This is a genomic window from Mucilaginibacter sp., from assembly GCF_035492695.1.
Lineage (GTDB): Bacteria > Bacteroidota > Bacteroidia > Sphingobacteriales > Sphingobacteriaceae > Mucilaginibacter.
This window is the reverse complement of sequence record NZ_DATJJC010000004.1, coordinates 54847-71915: the sequence shown is the minus strand read 5'-3', so window position 1 is coordinate 71915 and position 17069 is coordinate 54847. Positions and strand designations below refer to the sequence as shown.

Here is a 17069-nt window from a genome sequence, read left to right as displayed (position 1 = left end):
TATAAATAATTGCCTGGTTATCAGCGGTGTTCACGCGGTGGCGCGTTCCAAAAATATTTTCGCCATAAATAATTGATTATCAATAATTTGACGATCGATGGACCTCAAAAAGTGCCCCGTTTTTGCACTTTTCGTGAACACCCCGCTGCAATATGCTGATTGTCAGGTGGTTGCACGACTCCGGGATTTGCCACTCCTGCAATACACTATTGCTTGATTATGAGGCTATTAAAACTTGTTGATTGCCAATTTCCCGCAAATTTAAACGACCCGCGAACGGCGCTAGCTTATTAGTTTGATTAACAGGCTGTTAAATTTTTAGGGAATTTGCGCAGGACTTTATGTTTTTCTGAGTTTGATGATCCGCATTACATGCAGCAATTTCATTACAGGGTAGGTGGGGTCGAATTCGAACCAGCGTTTCGAAAAATTCGGATCGTTGGGTTTTTTATGGTGGTTGTTTTGAAAAAGCTCGCCCAGCATCAGGAAATCGAATGGGAGGGTGTTTTTGCTATGATCGTCGTTGTCAAAATTGGAATAGCCGTACTTGTGCCCGCACCAGTTTACAATGGCGCCATGGATAGGACCCATCAAAAAGTGTATCGGCAATAGCAGGAACATCCACCAATGCGTGGCAAACATCACGTAAAAAGCGGTGTAAAACAGGCCAAAACCTACGCGGGTTATCCAATGGTCGCCTACGCGGTCAACAAATTTCCAGGTAGGGTAACGGTCAATAAATTGCGGTTCGGGTTCAAGCTTGTATCGCTGGTAACTCAGATAGATTTCCTTGGTCTTCCACATCAGCCCGAAAACATCCTTAATAAAATGCGGCGAATGCGGGTCCTTTTCAGTATCGCTGTAGGCATGGTGCATACGATGCATAATAGCATACGCGCGTGGGTTAAGAAAGGATGAACCCTGGAACATAAAGGTGCAGAAATAAAACACCTTCTCCCACACGGCATTCATTTTAAACATCTTATGCGAGGCATAGCGGTGCAGAAAAAATGTCTGGAAAAAGAGGGAGAGGAACCAGTGGGCAAGAAAGAAAAATAATATGATCATGAAAACTACGACGGTATATGCAACTACATACGAAATACAAAATTCCGCGGTTCAAAGTTCTTAAAATTTTTGATTTATTTGGCTTTGAACAGGTTAAATAATTGATGCAGCTCGCTATAAATCAAAAAGGGCCCCGCAGGGCCCCAAAAATATCGTCGGGCAAACTACTTCGCCTTCACAAACTTTAAAGCGTACGAGTCCAAGCAATAACGCTGCCCGGTTGGCGCAGGCCCGTCATCAAAAACATGGCCCAGGTGCAGCCCGGTGCTGCGTTCTACCACTTCGTCGCGCACCATGCCATCCGAATAATCTTTTACGATCATAATGGCTTTCGGATCGATGGGTTTAAAGAAGCTTGGCCAGCCGGTACCAGATTCAAATTTTGAATCCGAGCTGAATAATGGTTTGCCGGTTGCGGCGCTTACATAAATGCCTTTTTCGTGGTTATTCCAGTAAGGGTTATGAAATGGCGCTTCGGTGCCTTTTTCAACCATAATATAATAGGCGTCGGGCGATAAAACGGTTTTCCAGTAAGCATTTGGTTTGGCATCAGGGAACTTTTTTACGTCTTCAGAACTACCTGCCACTACCTTGCCATTGGCCGGCGCCTGGCTACAGGCATTGAGTACGGTTATTAACAAAACCGCCAATAATGTGCAAAACTTTTTCTGTCTGATTTTCATTATGTTATATATGTTTATCTAAATTTATAGTAGGAAAAATCACGAATACCTTACAATAAATTTTCAAATAATTTTCGACTGCTAAAAGATTTTGATTTAGCAGGGATATGTTAGCTGATCGCCTGGCTTGTAACCTTAAAACTGGACACTTTAAGGGAATAGTCATATAGTGCTGAATAGCAGCGGGTAATTTATTGCCCGTTAAAGTGCTGTGTATAATTCCTTTGTGGAATATACTACACAATAAAGTTACGCCTTTTTAAACCATTGGGGGTAAAAGGGGTCAAATTTTTATTGTATGATGGTTTTATGCTTAGGGGCATGATTGTTGTACTACATTATTGCTAATAATAACTAATAAAACACCCCGTCATGAGTAATTTAACATTAGTCGGAGTAATCATAACTGTTCTACCCATAGTACTGATCATCGCAACGGTGATCGTAAGAGGTAAGAAATTATTTGATTAATTTCTCCCGTCAAAATAACATGTGCACTGCTATTAATGCAATGCCCAGGTAAACTTGCCCTCCGTAAAGGGAACTTTTCTGAGACCATCCCAGGTATGACAGCGTACATTGTTACGCCCCGGAATATTAAATTAACTTCCTGCGTTAAAAAAGGTTTGCTTATAAACTGCTTAAAATCTCCTTTTGGAGCTAACTCCTTTTCTTTCAGGTAATTTTTTTTCTTTTTTCTCAACCGTGCTCTCGTCGTCAAAACGGGTTAATTTGGCTATCCGCTCCTCCATGGTTTCGGTTGTAAGCCTTTCGCGGCCCAGGCTGTCAACCATTATAGGGAATGCAAATGGCGTGGGGCGGTTTATTTCTTTCAGCACAATACTTTGTTTTACGATACGCTGCAATGCTTCGCGCAAGCGAAATTCTTCCAGTTGGAAAGCCAGCGCTTCATTATAGGCCTGCTTAACCAACAGGTTTTTAGGATCGTACTCTGTAAATACATCAAACAACAGCGAAGATGAAGCCTGTAAATGCCGGTTTTTGACCAATTGTCCGGGATACCCGGTGAACACCAGGCCTCCGATACTTGCAATATCGCGGAAGCGGCGCCTTGCCATTTCGTTGGCGTTCAGGCTATGCTGTATATCTTCAAGCAAATTGTCGATGGAAAAAAAGCTTGCATCTTCTAAAGCCTGTTCAATAGGTATCTCTTCATCGGCCAGTAATTCGAAGCCGTAATCGTTCATGGCGATCGAAAAGGAGAAGTTCCTGATACGGGAAATGCGGAAGGCAAGCAGCGAGGCCATTCCCTCGTGCACCAGCCGTCCCTCAAAGGGATAAAAAAGCAGGTGATGCCCGTCCCGGGCCTTGAACGATTCTATCAGGAACTCGTGGCTTTGAGGTAGATGCGATAATTCGGCCTGCAAATTAAAAAGAGGCTTTAGGGCTATCACCTCTTCATCGTTTTCAATACCATGGGCCACTTCGTCCAGCTTATCCCTGAAAACGGCCGAGAGTTGCGACGAAAGCGGCATACGGCCCCCCATCCAGCTTGGAATGAGTCCCTTTTTTGCCTTCGATTTTCGCACATAAGCGCTCATCTCCTTAATACGGATAAACTCAAGGTTTTGCCCTGCAAACCAAAAGGTATCGCCTTCTTTCAATTTCGATATAAACGATTCTTCGATAGTTCCCAGGCTGCCACCGCTTAACCAGCGAACGCGTATGCTCACATCGCTGGTGATGGTGCCGATGCTTAGCCGGTGCCGCATGGCCACCCGGCGGCTGTTTACTTTATAAACCCCGTTCTCTACCTCTACTTTCAGGAACTCATCGTACTGGGCCAGCACCCTGCCGCCTTTGGTTATAAAGTCCAATAACTCGTTAAATTCGCCACGACTTATGTCTGCAAAGGCATAGGTCGATTTTACTTCGGCAAACAATTCGCCGGCTGTGAAACCGTCTGATACTGCCAGGGTGACCATATATTGGATCAATACATCCATAGACAGCAGCATCGGGTCGCGGCTCTCATAAATGCCTTTTTTGATACCTTCTTTCAACGCTGCACCCTCTAATAGCTCAAGAGAGTGAGTAGGTACGAACCAGGCCCTTGATACAGCGCCGGGGTGGTGCCCGCTCCGCCCGGCCCGCTGCATAAAACGCGCAACACCTTTTGGGCTGCCCACCTGTACTACCGAATCAACAGGGCGAAAATCGACCCCAAGGTCGAGGCTCGACGTACAGACAACCACTTTCAGTGCTTCCGCATGCAGCGCCTGCTCTACCCAATTCCGCAGCTCGTTATCCAGCGAACCGTGGTGCATGGCCATAATACCGGCATATTCGGGGTAGTTATCCAATATGGCATGATACCAGATCTCGGCCTGCGAGCGTGTATTGGTAAATATCAGGGTGGTATTGCTTTTGGCAACAATTTCCATTACCTGGGGCAGCAGCCTCACGCCAATATGGCCCGACCATGAAAAGCTTTCAATGTTTTCCGGGATGACGGATTTAATAACCAGCTTTTTGTCAATAAAAGCCCGGACCATCCGGGTATTTTCCCTCGGAAAGTTATTGCCAAGCAGTACATCAACCGCCTGTTCCAGGTTGCCGATGGTAGCGCTGATACCCCAAATTCGTAGCCCTGGGTCCTGGGTATTAATTTCTGAGCCCTTTACCTTCTGACTTCCGACTTCCGACTTTCGACTTAAGACTTTCAACCTACTCAACCCCAGCTCCACCTGTACGCCGCGCTTGGTGCCCAGCAGTTCGTGCCACTCGTCTATCACCACCACCTGCAGGTGCTGGAATATTTTATAATATTCCTTTTGTGCCAGCATCAGGTGCAGGCTTTCGGGAGTGGTAAGCAACACTTCGGGTAGCTTTGTTTTTAGCGCTTGTTTTTCGGCGGCCGAAGTGTCTCCCGTGCGGGTCATGATGCGCCAGGGGAGACCTGTTTCCTCACACACTTCCTGCATGGCCTTGCGAATGTCGTTGGTCAGGGCCCGCAGCGGCGTTATCCATAGCATCAATAATCCGTTGTTTTGCCTGGTTTTGTAAGTATCCGGGTATTGGTTGATATAACCCGCCAAAAAAGGCAGAAACAATGCAAACGTTTTACCGCTGCCGGTAGGCGCATTTAACAAGCCTGAATTGCCGCCTAAATAGGCTTCTTCCATTTCGCGCTGAAATGGAAACTGCTGCCAGTTTTTGCGTTTATACCATTCCTGTATTACCTGCTGCCCTTTGGTGCTCATGTTTGGTGTCTAACAAATCTACCCCGATTTGGTTATATCTGTAAGCATCTGCTAAAATTGATGAGAAAATATCTTTTAATATTATCTGTATCACTGCTGGTTTATTCGTGTCACCATAAAACCGGCAGGAACTTCGCAAAGGAAGATTCGGTAGCGGCAGTGAGGAATATGATGAAGGACGTGCCGGCGAGCGATCTTATTGTGCCTGGAAAAAGTATAGGTAAGATGATGATCGGTGAGAATTCGGCCAAAGTATTTGACCTTTTAGGAAAGCCCGACATGGGCGATGTTGCCATGGGCAAGGCACTTGCTACGTGGTACCAGGGCCACGATACAGCGGGTTCCCAGGTCCAGGTTTTCTTTTGCCGCCAAATGGGTACTGCCGATGACACCAGCCGCGTAAAACAGATCCGTGTTACATCACCGGCTTTCGAAACCGCCGACCAGATACACGTAAACACTTTATTTAAGGATATTTCAGCCAAGTTCAAGCTGGATAGTATCGCCTTGTATCAACAGGGCGGTAAAGCATTCTCGGTTTATGCTGCGACAAGCGAAGGTATTGCTTTCGAGGTAGGCGACGACAGGAGGTGCGCAGGGATCATCGTTTTTAAAGCCGGGCTGCCCTTATCTTATTTTCCATTTCACGGCAACATGAAGTTAACGGGGAAATGAAAAGGCCCCGCTTCTTCAAGCGAGGCCTTTACTTGATTACCAGGATGTGGTTACCTTGTCAAATGCCGCAAGGCTTATTTTCCCTTCTCCGGCAATAAGATCAGTTTAATAAAATTGCTTTCGTTCAAATATTTGTTGGCCGCATCTTTTACTGTTTGCACAGTTGCCTGGTCAAGCTCGCTGATCCATTTCAAGGCGCCATCTGGTTTTTCCTGGCGCTGAACTGACTCAGTTATATGATCTTCCCAAAACGAATTTTCTTTCAGGTCAACTTCAATGGAGCGGGTAGTTTCAGCATGGAATTTTTGCACATCCACGGCCTCCGGACCATTTTGTTTGATCTTATTGATCTCGTCCAGCGTAGCTGCTATCAGCTTATCCACATTGGCAGGTGCGCAGCCAAAGTATACCGAGATACTATAACGTCCGTTCGGAAGCTTGGCGGTGTTCGACCGTACGCCCGGAGCATAAACACCACCTTCTTTTTCGCGCAGGCGTTCTATCAGTTTAATATTTAAAACTTCGGTAAGGGCGTTTATTTGCAGGTTATTGGCGTCAGAGTACTCGAATGGACCGCTGAACACCAGTTGAACACTGCTTTTATCGCCTATGCCCTTGTGGACCTCTTTGGTTAGCTGCCCCGCAGGAATATGAATGCCCAGGTCCTTATATGTCTCATTCCCGCCCGATGACGGTAACCCGCCCAGGTATTTTTCGAGCAATGGTTGGATCTTATCAACATCAAAGCTTCCTACCAAAACAAAGGTAAACCCATTGGCATCGGCAAAGCGTTGTTTGTAGAACGCATAAGCCTTATCCAGGCTGGCACTGTTAAGCCGCTCGACAGTAGTTACCATCCGCCTGAAATTGTGGTTGCTCAGGGTTGAGGAAACCGTGTCCTGGAATACGCTCGTTGGGTCCAGGCTGCGGTTAGCCAGCAGCGACTTGGTTTGGGTGATGTTCGATTGCCAGATATCCGGATCTTTGCGCGGCTGCGTAAAATACAGGTAAATTAATTGCAGCGCGGTTTCAAAATCTTTTGGTGATGAACTGCCGCTGATGCCTTCAGACAATTCGCGGATATAAGGCGAAATGTTCACGTTTTTACCGCTCAGCATTTTTTCGAGCTGTATCTCGTTAAAATCGGCAAGGCCACTGCTGCCGATAATGCCCGCCGCAAGATTGGCCGAGGTAAAGTCCTCGTCGCTTGCCAGCGAGGTGCCGCCAAAGTGGTAACCATTGATCAGTATCTGGTCGTTCTTGAATGTTGTCGGTTTCAGGATCACTTTTACACCGTTGCTCAATGTAAGCGTTGTGGTCGTGATAGCCGTGTCTTTTTCAACCGAGACAGTTTTGCCCGGTGTTGGTTCTTTTTCGAGCAGCGGCTTATTGCTTACGTTATCCACGTAAGGTTTAACATCCTTACCGGCAATGCTTATCCATTCAAGCAGGGTTTTTTCATTTGGCAGTTTATCTTTTTCCTTGTCCGGGGCCTCAACTATTACGGCGCGATTCTTATCACTGATATATTTGCCCGCCAGCGCGTTGATTTCGCTTAGTTTGATGCGGCCGATATTATCCTTGAAAAAATTGTATTCGTATTCGATACCGGGTATTGCCTCGCCCTGTAAAAAATTCTGCTGGTACTCTTGCACAAAACGTACAGATTTTGTTTTGTCGCGTTCTTTGTAAGCATTTTCCATCTGGGTTAGCGCATCCTGTTTTGCACGCTCGAATTCGGTTTCAGTAAAGCCAAACTTACGGGCGCGTTCCGTTTCAGCAACTACGGCTTTTATGGCAGTCTCCAGTTCGCCCGGCTTAGCAACCGCTATCGACGTAAAAGCATCCTGGTGCCCTATAAAACCGCCGTAGCTTGCCCTGCCAAAAAGAAAAGGCGGATTGGCTTTTTGCGTCAGCTCACTAAGGCGTGCATTCAGCATCTGGTTAAAAATATCGTTGCGCATACCCTGCAGGTAATCGGCTGTGGTGCGCATTTTAGTTTCCGGATGCTTTACAATAATTTCAGCCAGGGTATAAGGGAACTCCTTATCGGTCGCTATCTTAACCTGGGTGCCGGGGGTAGCGGGCACGCTGTATTGCGTACGCGGCTTTTCGCCGGCCGGGTCTTTCAGGTCTGAAAAATTATCCCTGATCAACTGCTCGACACGTTTCGGGTCGAAATCGCCCACCGCAATAACGGCTTGCAGATCGGGGCGGTACCAATCGTGGTAAAAACTCTTGATAGTTTCCGGCTTAAAGGTTTTCAATATATCCTCCTTGCCAATAGGCAGGCGTGCGGCATATCTCGAATTATTCAGCAATACCGGCAGTATCTGGTGTTGCAGGCGTTCCTGTGCGTTTTTGCCGCGAAGGCGCTCTTCCTCAAGCACAACACCCCGTTCAGCATCAATTTCTTTTGGATCGAAAGTGACGTGCCCGGCCCAATCAGCTAAAATATCAAAACCTTTTTCGAAAACTTTTACGCTGTCCGTCGGCAATGGCAATTGATACACCGTTTCATCGAACGAGGTATAAGCATTCAGGTCGGCCCCAAACTTCACACCGGCTTTTTGCAGGTAATTCACCAATTCGTTTTTGGGGAAATCGCGTGTGCCGTTGAAGGCCATGTGTTCGGTAAAGTGCGCCAGGCCCTGCTGGGCGTCCGTCTCCAGTACCGATCCGGCTTTGTTTACCAGGTATAGCTCGGCGCGGTTCTTCGGTTCAGCATTTTTGCGGATATAATAGGTTAAGCCATTAGGCAGTTTGCCGATGATCACATTCGGGTCAACAGGCAGCAATTCGCCCCTGATCTGTATAGCGGCCGCAACCGGTTTTGATTTAGGCGACGGAACCGGTTTCTTTTTTACCTGCGCAAATGAACAGGTGGCAGTTACGAACAGCGTTATAGCCGCTAAGGAAAGTTTTCTATCGAGATTCATAGATCAGTATTTAGGGTTTGCTAAGATGCAAACGAATTAAATAGTTTCAAAGTATTTATGTTATTGCTTACCAGGATCCTTAACTTCCGGCCCGGACATTGCCTCTTTCATCATTTGCTCCAATTCAGCCTGGTGGTCCTGTACAACCTTGACACCCCAGGCAGCACCTTTTTGCATTAATTCGGGCTGTTTCGAAGTCATAGCCTTGCCCGCCGGCGACGCCAGGAAATCGGCTATCTTGTTTAATTCATCCGCTGTGTAAGACGATGCATAAATCGGGATAAAGGCGCTTCTAAGCTGATCCCAGCTTACATATTTATCCAGGAATTTATTCATTGCGACGGTGAAGGCGGCACGTTGGTTCTCAGGCAACCGGCTTGACTGCATGGTAATGATCTGTCCAAACATTTTCGTCATGTTCTCCTTTAAACCGGAAACTTCGACCACCCGGGCGGCAGCCTGTAAGCTTGCCTCGCTCGGTTTAGCATCGGTTTGTGCTTTTAAATTGTTGACATTCAGAAATACAGATCCTGCAAGGATGATAAGGAATAGTTTAAGTTTCATGTGATCAGATTTTGATAAAAATTTTTCGAATATACAAAACCCACATCACCACCCAAACCGCCAGAACAATAAATACCGCGCTGGCCAGCGAGGCATTGACGGGCGACAGGAAATTAAGGAAAAAGGCATGATAAAAGGGATTGCCCTTTGCATCCCCGCGTATCATACTCAGGTAATGCGGCACAAAATCGGCCATTACATAAGCTGTAATAGCGTTGGCGCCGAAGACGACAAAAAACCAGGTGAAACGTTTATAGCCCTGTACGTCTATCAGCCAATAACTTAAGCTAAGCCCTATGGTAGCCAGCCCGCCGGCGTACAATACGAATGAACTGGTCCAAAGCGCCTTATTGATGGGGAAAAACAGGTCCCATATCAGCGCTATAACAACCGAAATAGCCCCATAAGTAAACATCCAGCTAACTTTGGTGCTATCGTCGCGGTCCTTGCGTTTGAGCCAGGTGCCCAGCCGAATGCCGAATAAACCCGTCGCCATTGCTGGTATGGTGCCTAATAATCCTTCGGGATCCCAGGTATGCGACTGGCTCCATAGGTGGTCGGGGGTAAAGATCAGCCTGTCGAGCCAGGCGCCCATATTGGTTTCCGGCTCCAGGTTGGCATAACCCACACCAGGTACGGGTACAAAGTTCATGATTATATAATAGCCAACCAGCGCAATAATAAATATCCAGTCCCGTGTTTTTTGCGAGGTTTTAACATACAATACGGTGCATATAAAATAAACCAGGGCTATCCGCGGCAGCACACCAGGTAAGCGCAGGTGCGACAGGCCTGGGTGAAACAGCAACTGGATGCTATACTGGATCAGCAATATCAAGCCCATTCGCCGCAATGCCTTCAATATTAGGCTGGAATGGCTAACGGTTGCCAGCTTATTCTCCATAGAGTACACGATAGACACCCCAACCATAAACAGGAAGAATGGGAATATAAGATCGGTGGGTGTGCAGCCGTTCCATTTGGAATGTTCCAGCGGGGCGTAAATATGGCCCCAGTCGCCGGGATCGTTAACTAAAACCATAGCGGCAATGGTAATTCCGCGGAATACGTCCAGGGATAATAAGCGTTTCTTAAGTACTGAAGGGTCAGTGGTAATTTCGGTCATTGGCTGTATATTGCATTTAATTTCCTAATCTAACATTTATAGTTAAAATTTGGAATCCCATCATAAACAGAATGAATCGAAACCTGCAAAACTTGGTTAATGCTGCGCAAAAACCCGAGAAACTCGGTATCGGTCTCATGTCGGGCACATCGTTGGACGGATTGGATATTGCCTTATGCCGGTTTAAGGGGAACGGCTTAAGTACTCAATTTGAGTTACTGGAGTTTATCACTTTACCTTATAACGATCATTTCAAACAGGAGGTGCATGAGGTATTCTCGCGGCGTTTGGTCGACCTGGAAAAGGTGACTTTGCTGAATGCTTTTATAGGTACGTTTCATGGAGAACTGATACTGCAGGCGCTTAAAAAATGGGGCATTAAAACGGCTGATGTCGATTTTATCGCCAGTCATGGGCAAACCATTTACCATGCGCCGAAAAGCCTGCATAAACAGGCCGGGTACCCCAATGCTACGTTACAAATTGGTGATGGCGACCACCTGGCAGTCAAAACCGGAATTTTAACTGTCAGCGATTTTCGGCAGAAACATATCGCCGGTGGAGGCGAGGGTGCGCCGCTGGCCTTGTATGGCGATGTACTGCTGGGAAGCAAGCCCGGCGAAGACAGGATACTCCTTAACATCGGCGGTATAGCTAACCTGACCTACCTGCCTGCTGACGGTGATCTGAACAAAGTGATCTGCACGGACATTGGTCCGGGAAATACGCTGATAGATGCCGCCTGCCGCGAGTATTTTAACCGCCCCTATGATAAAGACTCGCTGATCGCCTTATCCGGCACAGTAAATCAGGGCCTGCTGAATGCGCTGCTCAGCCACCCCTTCTTCAAAGAAAAAGCGCCCAAAACCACCGGGCCGGAATTATTTAGCCTGGCTTATGTGGAAGATGCCAAACAATTGGCTGGAATAAGTGACATCAATTCTGAAGACCTGGTAAGCACCCTGAGTGAGTTCACCGCAAAAAGCATCGCCGATTTCATCAAAACTAACCTGCCATCGGGCATTAAAATATTCGCCAGTGGTGGCGGTGCCAAAAACCAGTTCGTGATCAATTGTTTGAAACATTTGCTACACAAGGAAAGTATTTTTAACACCGAAGCTTTAGGTATAAACCCGGATGCAAAAGAGGCGATTTTGTTTGCCCTGTTGGGCAATGAAGCACTATCCAGCGAGCCCATGAAGATCGGAACCAATCCGGCGGTTTTGATGGGGAAGTTTAGTTTTCCTTTGTGAATAAAAGAACCTTGTCAACCCGGTTTCCTGACATTCTCCACATCGATCAGGTCGATGGCCCGGTAATAACTCATTGCTCCGCATTGTACGGCATCGTTGATGAATGGATAGAAAGATTTGGCGCCATTCTTAACCTGCATCCTGAAATAGATACGAATGATTTGCTGAGAACTATCTTTAAATTCAACAAAATTATCAACGCCTTGTGAAAGTCGCGGATTAAAACTGCGCATCCAGTACATCATTCCATAATAGTCATTAAACGCAAAGTCAAGTTTACTGATCATTTTTAAGTCGTAAACCTTTTCATTAACTACAATGCTGTCACCGTTAAATACGATGGTTCCTTGCATGATGCCATCTAAAGGTTCGTAAGACCAGTACGATTGCACAAGAAAATATATGATTACAAATACATCTATGCCTAATATAATTTCCCTCAAATAGCTACCAGTCTTGAAAAAATCATCAAAAAGCCATAGGAAAGCTATTGTTATTAGAAATAAGCCAAAAACTATCCGATTTGGCGATAGCCTGAACCCTTTTTCCATGGGTATAAATATGTCAACCGATAACCTGTCCATTATTAACTAATCTATGCAAAAATAGCGACGGGCGCAAACCCATCGCTATCTATATCCCGCAGGCCGGCGCACCGCTTACCATTCCACGTTTCACACGTTTCACCGTTTCATACTGCTGACGACTGAAACACGTGAAACAAACCGAATATGTCATTTCGAACGAGCGCAGTGAGGAGAAATCTTAAACGAAAGACCGGTGACGCATGGCGTCTAAGTTCCCTCCGCCTGCGGCGTTCGGGATGACATAGTTTATTAAAGGGCCCTCGTTTTGTGGTTAATGAATAGGTGCGTTTCACATGTTTCACCGTTTCATACTTCCATACCTGAAACACGTGAAACAAAAAATAGCGACAGGCCTAAACCCATCGCTATTTAAAATCTTTTAAGTCCTTAAATCGTGTCTTATAGATTCGCCTTTATGCCATACTTGGCAGCAAACTTGCGGTAAAGCTGTTTATGCAGGTTGTCCAGGTTAATGTCGCGCCCCTGGATGAAGGCTTTTTGTACGTCAATAGTGATCATGTCCAGCGCATCGCCTTTGGAGATGAACAGGTTAGCATCCTTGCCCACTTCCAGTGTACCGGTAGTTTTATCGATACCCAAAATTTTCGCGTTGTTCATCGTGATCATCGATACGGCCTGTTCTTTGGTCAGCCCGTAACCGCACGATTGGCCAGCCTCGAAAGGCAGGTTGCGCTGGCGCCAGAAACCGGTGCCGGTGAGGCCGTATAATACGCCCGCATCCTGTAATATCTTTGGCAGTTTATAGGGAAGGTACACGTCGTCGTCGTCATGTTCTGGCAGGGCCTGTGTTTCGCGGATGATCACCGGTACGTTGTTATTTTTTAATGCATCGGTAACCAAATAGGATTCCTTGCCGCCAACGATCACTACTTGTATGCCCAGCTTTTTACCGAAACTGATGGCCTGAAGGATCTCTTTAGCGCCATCCGCGTTTACGAATAGCTTTTTAGTGCCGTTAAACAAACCTTTCATCGCTTCAAAGCGCAGGTTGATAACCGCAGGCTTTGCTTCGGCGTAGGCTTTTGCTTCGGTAAACAGGTTATCGATCGCATCAAGTGCCTTCAGCATTCGCTCCTCGGGCGACTCCTGCGGAGTGCCTGGCGTGGGCTGTGCCCTGCGCCGGCCCTGCGGACGGATAACGGGCCAGTTCATGTGAATGCCGATGTCGGTTTTGTAAGCGGCATCCTCCCAGTTCCAGGCATCCAATTGTACGATGGACGATTGCCCGGATATAAGGCCGCCGGAGGGGGTAGGCTGTGCCAGCAGTATCCCGTTTGAACGAACGGTCGGGATCACTTTCGAATCGGTGTTGTAAGCTATCAGCGAACGGACATTCGCGTTGATATCGCCGGTTTCGTCGTCATCTACCGTACCGCGCGCGCCTTCTTCAATTTCTACCAGGCCAAGTGTTGTTGCCGGGCAAATAAAGCCGGGATAAACCTGTTTTCCGCTTGCGTCGATGACATCAGCGCCGCTGGTGTTAGCAGGTGTGCCTTCGCCAATGGCAGTAATTTTTCCTTTATCAAAAGTAATGTAACCATTATTGATCACCTGCCCGTTGCCGATATGGATAGTTGCGCCTGTAATGGTGACAGGTTTGGTTTGTGCGGGCGCCGGCGATATGTCTGCCTGCCCGTATGCGAGGATAGTGCCGAGCAATAATCCCCAAATGCTAAATGTTATTTTTTTCATCGTTTGTTTCAATTAGGGTTATTGTTGATCCTTTTTTTCGTCGCCGGTGCCTTTGGTTTGCATGCCGTTGTATTGGTCGGCTACTACATAAGCAGCATCCTCAACGGTATCGCAAGTATAATGCGGACGGCGGCTGCCACCTGTCGGGCGCTGTGTTGCTTCGCCTTTGTTTTTGGCGGCGATCATTTTTTGGATGATGCGCGCCTCGTCGGCTTTTAACGCTTTCTGTTTGGCAGCATCCTTATCGATATCCCAATAAGGTATGCCGTCGACATAAGTTTTTTCAGCAACCGCATAAATAGACAGCGGGTCGGCCGACCATACCACCAGGTCAGCATCCTTACCCGGTTTCAAACTACCGATGCGGTTATCCACATGCAGCATTTTGGCGGGGTTCAACGTCACAAATTTCAACGCTTCTTCCTCGCTCACCTTGCCATAGGTAACCGCTTTACCGGCTTCCTGGTTCAGGCGGCGGGCCATTTCCTCGTCATCCGAGTTGAACGCGGTGGTAACGCCTACGTCGTGCATGATAGCGCCATTGTAAGGGATGGCTTCCTGCACTTCCATCTTATAGGCCCACCAGTCGGAGAAGGTAGAACCTGCTATACCCCTTGCCTTCATCTTGTCGGCAACTTTATAACCTTCCAGTATGTGGGTAAATGTGTTCACTTTAAAGCCCATCGAGTCGGCCACGTGCATCAGCATGTTGATCTCGGACTGTACATACGAGTGGCAGGTGATGTGGCGGGTGTCGTTCAATATTTCAGCCAGGGCATCAAGCTCCAGGTCGCGGCGGACGTGGCTGCCTTTTACGGCACGCGCCGCTTCATATTCTTTTGCCCTCGTAAATGCATCCACATAAACCTGTTCCACACCCATACGTGTTTGCGGGAAACGCATGTTGGCGGTGCCCTGCGGAATACCCCAGTTACTTTGCTTTACATTCTCTCCCAACGCAAATTTGATAAAGCCGGGTGCACCTTCCAGTTTCATTTGGTCGGGCAATACACCCCAGCGATGTTTGATAAGCATGGTTTGCCCGCCAATCGGGTTTGCCGAACCGTGCAGGATATGCGAGGTGGTTACCCCGCCTGCCAGCTGGCGGTAAAGCTGTATATCTTCCGAATCGAGCACATCGCCTATGCGCACTTCGGATGTTACCGCTTGTGTGCCTTCGTTTACACCGCCGGTAACGGCAATGTGCGAGTGTTCGTCCACAATGCCCGGCGAAATGTGCTTCCCGGTAGCGTCGATCACTTTAGCGCCTGCAGGGGCTTTCAGATCTTTTCCCACGGCTTTGATCTTGCCATTCTCTATCAGCACATCGGCGTTTTTGAGGATGCCTTCTTTTTCATTGGTCCAAACGGTTGCGTTTTTAAATAATGTAGTTTCCTGTTTTGGTAATTCGGTATTGCCAAAGGGAGCAAACGGATAAACCACCGGCCCAACTTCCAGGTCGGGTTTGGTTTCCGGTTTCGGGGTCGAAGGCGTAAAGGGTGCGGTTAAAGTTGCCGTCCACCGGGTAAAAGTTCCGTCGGGTAACACCGCATCGCCGCTTAACGCAACGGGCGACGCCGAAGTGATATACCCGCTCAGGCGGATATTCCCCGCTGGTTTATTTTTCAGGTCGAAGTAGATGGTTACTATGTCGCCGGCGCGTTTAATGGTTCCTTTGGCACGGGTACTGTCGGTGCCGGTACGTTCTACATTCAGGTCGTATGCGCCGGGCGTGCCACCTATTTTAAGTTTGATATTGGCCAGTTCGTCGCCGGCAAGCGAGTAAATGCCGCGCAGGTCGGTTACATCCATGCGGCTAACCACATACTGCCGGCCCTCCACCCAATTCTCGTAGATAATATTGTCTTTTTTGAAAATATCGTCGGAAGTGATAATGAAATTGGCGAGTTTGCCTTTGGATAACGAGCCAACTTTATCACTCACACCCAGCATTTCAGCAGGGATCTGCGTTAATGATAACAGGGCTTGTTTTTCGCTCAGCCCGTATTCCATTGCCTTGCGCAGGTTGGTCCAAAAATCCTTTGCATTTTGCAGCCCGTAGGAAGTAATGGCAAATTTGATACCAGCCTTTTCCATCGCAGCCGGATTAGTAGGGGCAAGCTCCCAGTTTTTCAATTGGTCGTAGCTGATGTTCTTGGCATCCAGGGGGTCCTCGATATCATAAGGCTCGGGGAATGTCAGCGGGATAATAAAACTGCTCCCGGTGGCTTTCATGGCATCCATCCGGCGGTATTCTTCACCGTCGGTTTTAAAGATATATTGCTTGCCGAATTCTTTAGCTATTTTATCGGCACGCAGCACATTTAAAACGTCGCCTGCTTCGAATATTTGTGGCAGATTTTGTTCGGCGTTAAAATCGGCCAGGGAAATATTGTATTCCTCTTTTTGATTTTTGTACCAGTCCGCGTCGTAATAGGTTTGGCGAAGCAGGGCTATGCTGCCCATTAGCGATGATGGATAGTTGGTAGCCGCAGTCCCTTTGCTGAACGAATAGTGTGCCGCTGCCTCGTCGTTGAGCATTACTTCGTTGTCGCGTTCGTCGCCAAGCGAAACCACTACCGATGTACCACGGGCAATACCATCGTGGATCAGCGACTGAACGGCCCCAAAACCGTTCTTTTTTAGCTCCTCGGCTTTTTTGTCGTCTCCATGAAAAATTGCTTTCGCGTTCATTTCGGGGCGTATGGCTTCGTTCCAGCCGTAAGCTCCCGGCTTGGTTGACGTCGGTACGATCTGGAAACGGCCGCCAAAAGCCTGCCGCGGCGCTTCGGGCATACCATAAGTAGTATAGGCATCGATCAGTCCCGGGTAAATGTATTTACCCTTCAGGTCGACAACAATGTAACCCTTCGGGATAGCGACATTTTGGCCTACAGATTCGATAACCCTGTCTTTGACCAGCAGTGTTCCATTATTGATGGTCTGCCCGGCATTTACCACGATATTGGCGTTGGTAAACGCATACTGCCCGGGGCGCACGTCCCATGCGCCATTTACGGGAAAGGTTTGCTGAGCCCGGCACAAATGGAATGCAGCCATGGCAAAGCACAGAAGTAAAAGTTTCTTCATTCTTTATAAGTTCAGTTAATGCTCTAAAGTTATTTAAACATTAATACACTAAGTAATTTTCCGTACAATCATTCTATATTTGTTACACGTTTGTTACATGCAAGCGGGCAAAAATTTCAACCTTCTGCTTACTTTTCAAAACAATTT

Annotated in this window: 11 protein-coding genes; 2 read left to right on the top strand and 9 right to left on the bottom strand. The window is 47.4% G+C overall.

Going from position 1 to position 17069, the window contains the following annotated elements; genetic code table 11:
* Positions 1–339: 339 nt before the first annotated feature.
* From VL525_RS01390 to VL525_RS01380, 3 genes are all read right to left on the bottom strand, one after another.
* Complete coding sequence (locus VL525_RS01390; protein ID WP_325382514.1) at positions 340–1068, bottom strand: acyl-CoA desaturase; 729 nt, start codon at positions 1066–1068, stop codon at positions 340–342.
* Positions 1069–1232: 164 nt separating this feature from the next.
* Positions 1233–1751, bottom strand: coding sequence for a peptide-methionine (R)-S-oxide reductase MsrB (gene msrB, locus VL525_RS01385; RefSeq protein WP_325382512.1), 519 nt, complete (start codon positions 1749–1751; stop codon positions 1233–1235).
* 641 nt (positions 1752–2392) lie between these two features.
* Positions 2393–4975, bottom strand: a complete 2583-nt coding sequence (locus VL525_RS01380; RefSeq protein ID WP_325382510.1) for a ligase-associated DNA damage response DEXH box helicase — start codon at positions 4973–4975, stop codon at positions 2393–2395.
* 60 nt (positions 4976–5035) lie between these two features.
* Here VL525_RS01380 and VL525_RS01375 point away from each other — a divergent pair, with 60 nt between their 5' ends.
* Positions 5036–5650 (top strand): hypothetical protein, encoded by a 615-nt coding sequence (locus VL525_RS01375; protein WP_325382508.1) that lies wholly within the window; start codon positions 5036–5038, stop codon positions 5648–5650.
* A 74-nt stretch (positions 5651–5724) separates the two neighbouring features.
* Here the strand turns inward: VL525_RS01375 and VL525_RS01370 are convergent, their stop codons facing one another.
* From VL525_RS01370 to VL525_RS01360, 3 genes are read right to left on the bottom strand one after another with little or no spacing between them, the layout of a single operon-like run.
* Entirely contained in the window at positions 5725–8589 is a 2865-nt protein-coding gene (locus tag VL525_RS01370) for an insulinase family protein (RefSeq protein ID WP_325382506.1), read from the bottom strand.
* Between the two features lie 60 nt (positions 8590–8649).
* Positions 8650–9153: a DUF2059 domain-containing protein gene (locus tag VL525_RS01365; RefSeq protein WP_325382504.1), complete on the bottom strand. Its 504-nt coding sequence runs from the start codon at positions 9151–9153 to the stop codon at positions 8650–8652.
* Positions 9154–9157: 4 nt separating this feature from the next.
* Entirely contained in the window at positions 9158–10279 is a 1122-nt protein-coding gene (locus VL525_RS01360; RefSeq protein ID WP_325382502.1) for a DUF5009 domain-containing protein, read from the bottom strand.
* Positions 10280–10350: 71 nt separating this feature from the next.
* Here VL525_RS01360 and VL525_RS01355 point away from each other — a divergent pair, with 71 nt between their 5' ends.
* Positions 10351–11532, top strand: a complete 1182-nt coding sequence (locus VL525_RS01355; protein ID WP_325382500.1) for an anhydro-N-acetylmuramic acid kinase — start codon at positions 10351–10353, stop codon at positions 11530–11532.
* A gap of 14 nt (positions 11533–11546) precedes the next feature.
* Here VL525_RS01355 and VL525_RS01350 read toward each other — a convergent pair whose 3' ends face one another.
* The 3 genes from VL525_RS01350 to VL525_RS01340 all read right to left on the bottom strand — a co-directional run bounded on the left by VL525_RS01350 (position 11547) and on the right by VL525_RS01340 (position 16922).
* On the bottom strand, positions 11547–11885 hold the full coding sequence (locus tag VL525_RS01350) for a hypothetical protein (RefSeq protein WP_325382498.1): 339 nt from the start codon (positions 11883–11885) through the stop codon (positions 11547–11549).
* A gap of 633 nt (positions 11886–12518) precedes the next feature.
* Positions 12519–13832 (bottom strand): amidohydrolase family protein, encoded by a 1314-nt coding sequence (locus VL525_RS01345; protein ID WP_325382496.1) that lies wholly within the window; start codon positions 13830–13832, stop codon positions 12519–12521.
* Positions 13833–13850: 18 nt separating this feature from the next.
* A complete protein-coding gene (locus VL525_RS01340; protein WP_325382494.1) occupies positions 13851–16922 on the bottom strand; it encodes an amidohydrolase family protein in 3072 nt (1023 codons plus the stop codon).
* Positions 16923–17069 lie beyond the last annotated feature (147 nt).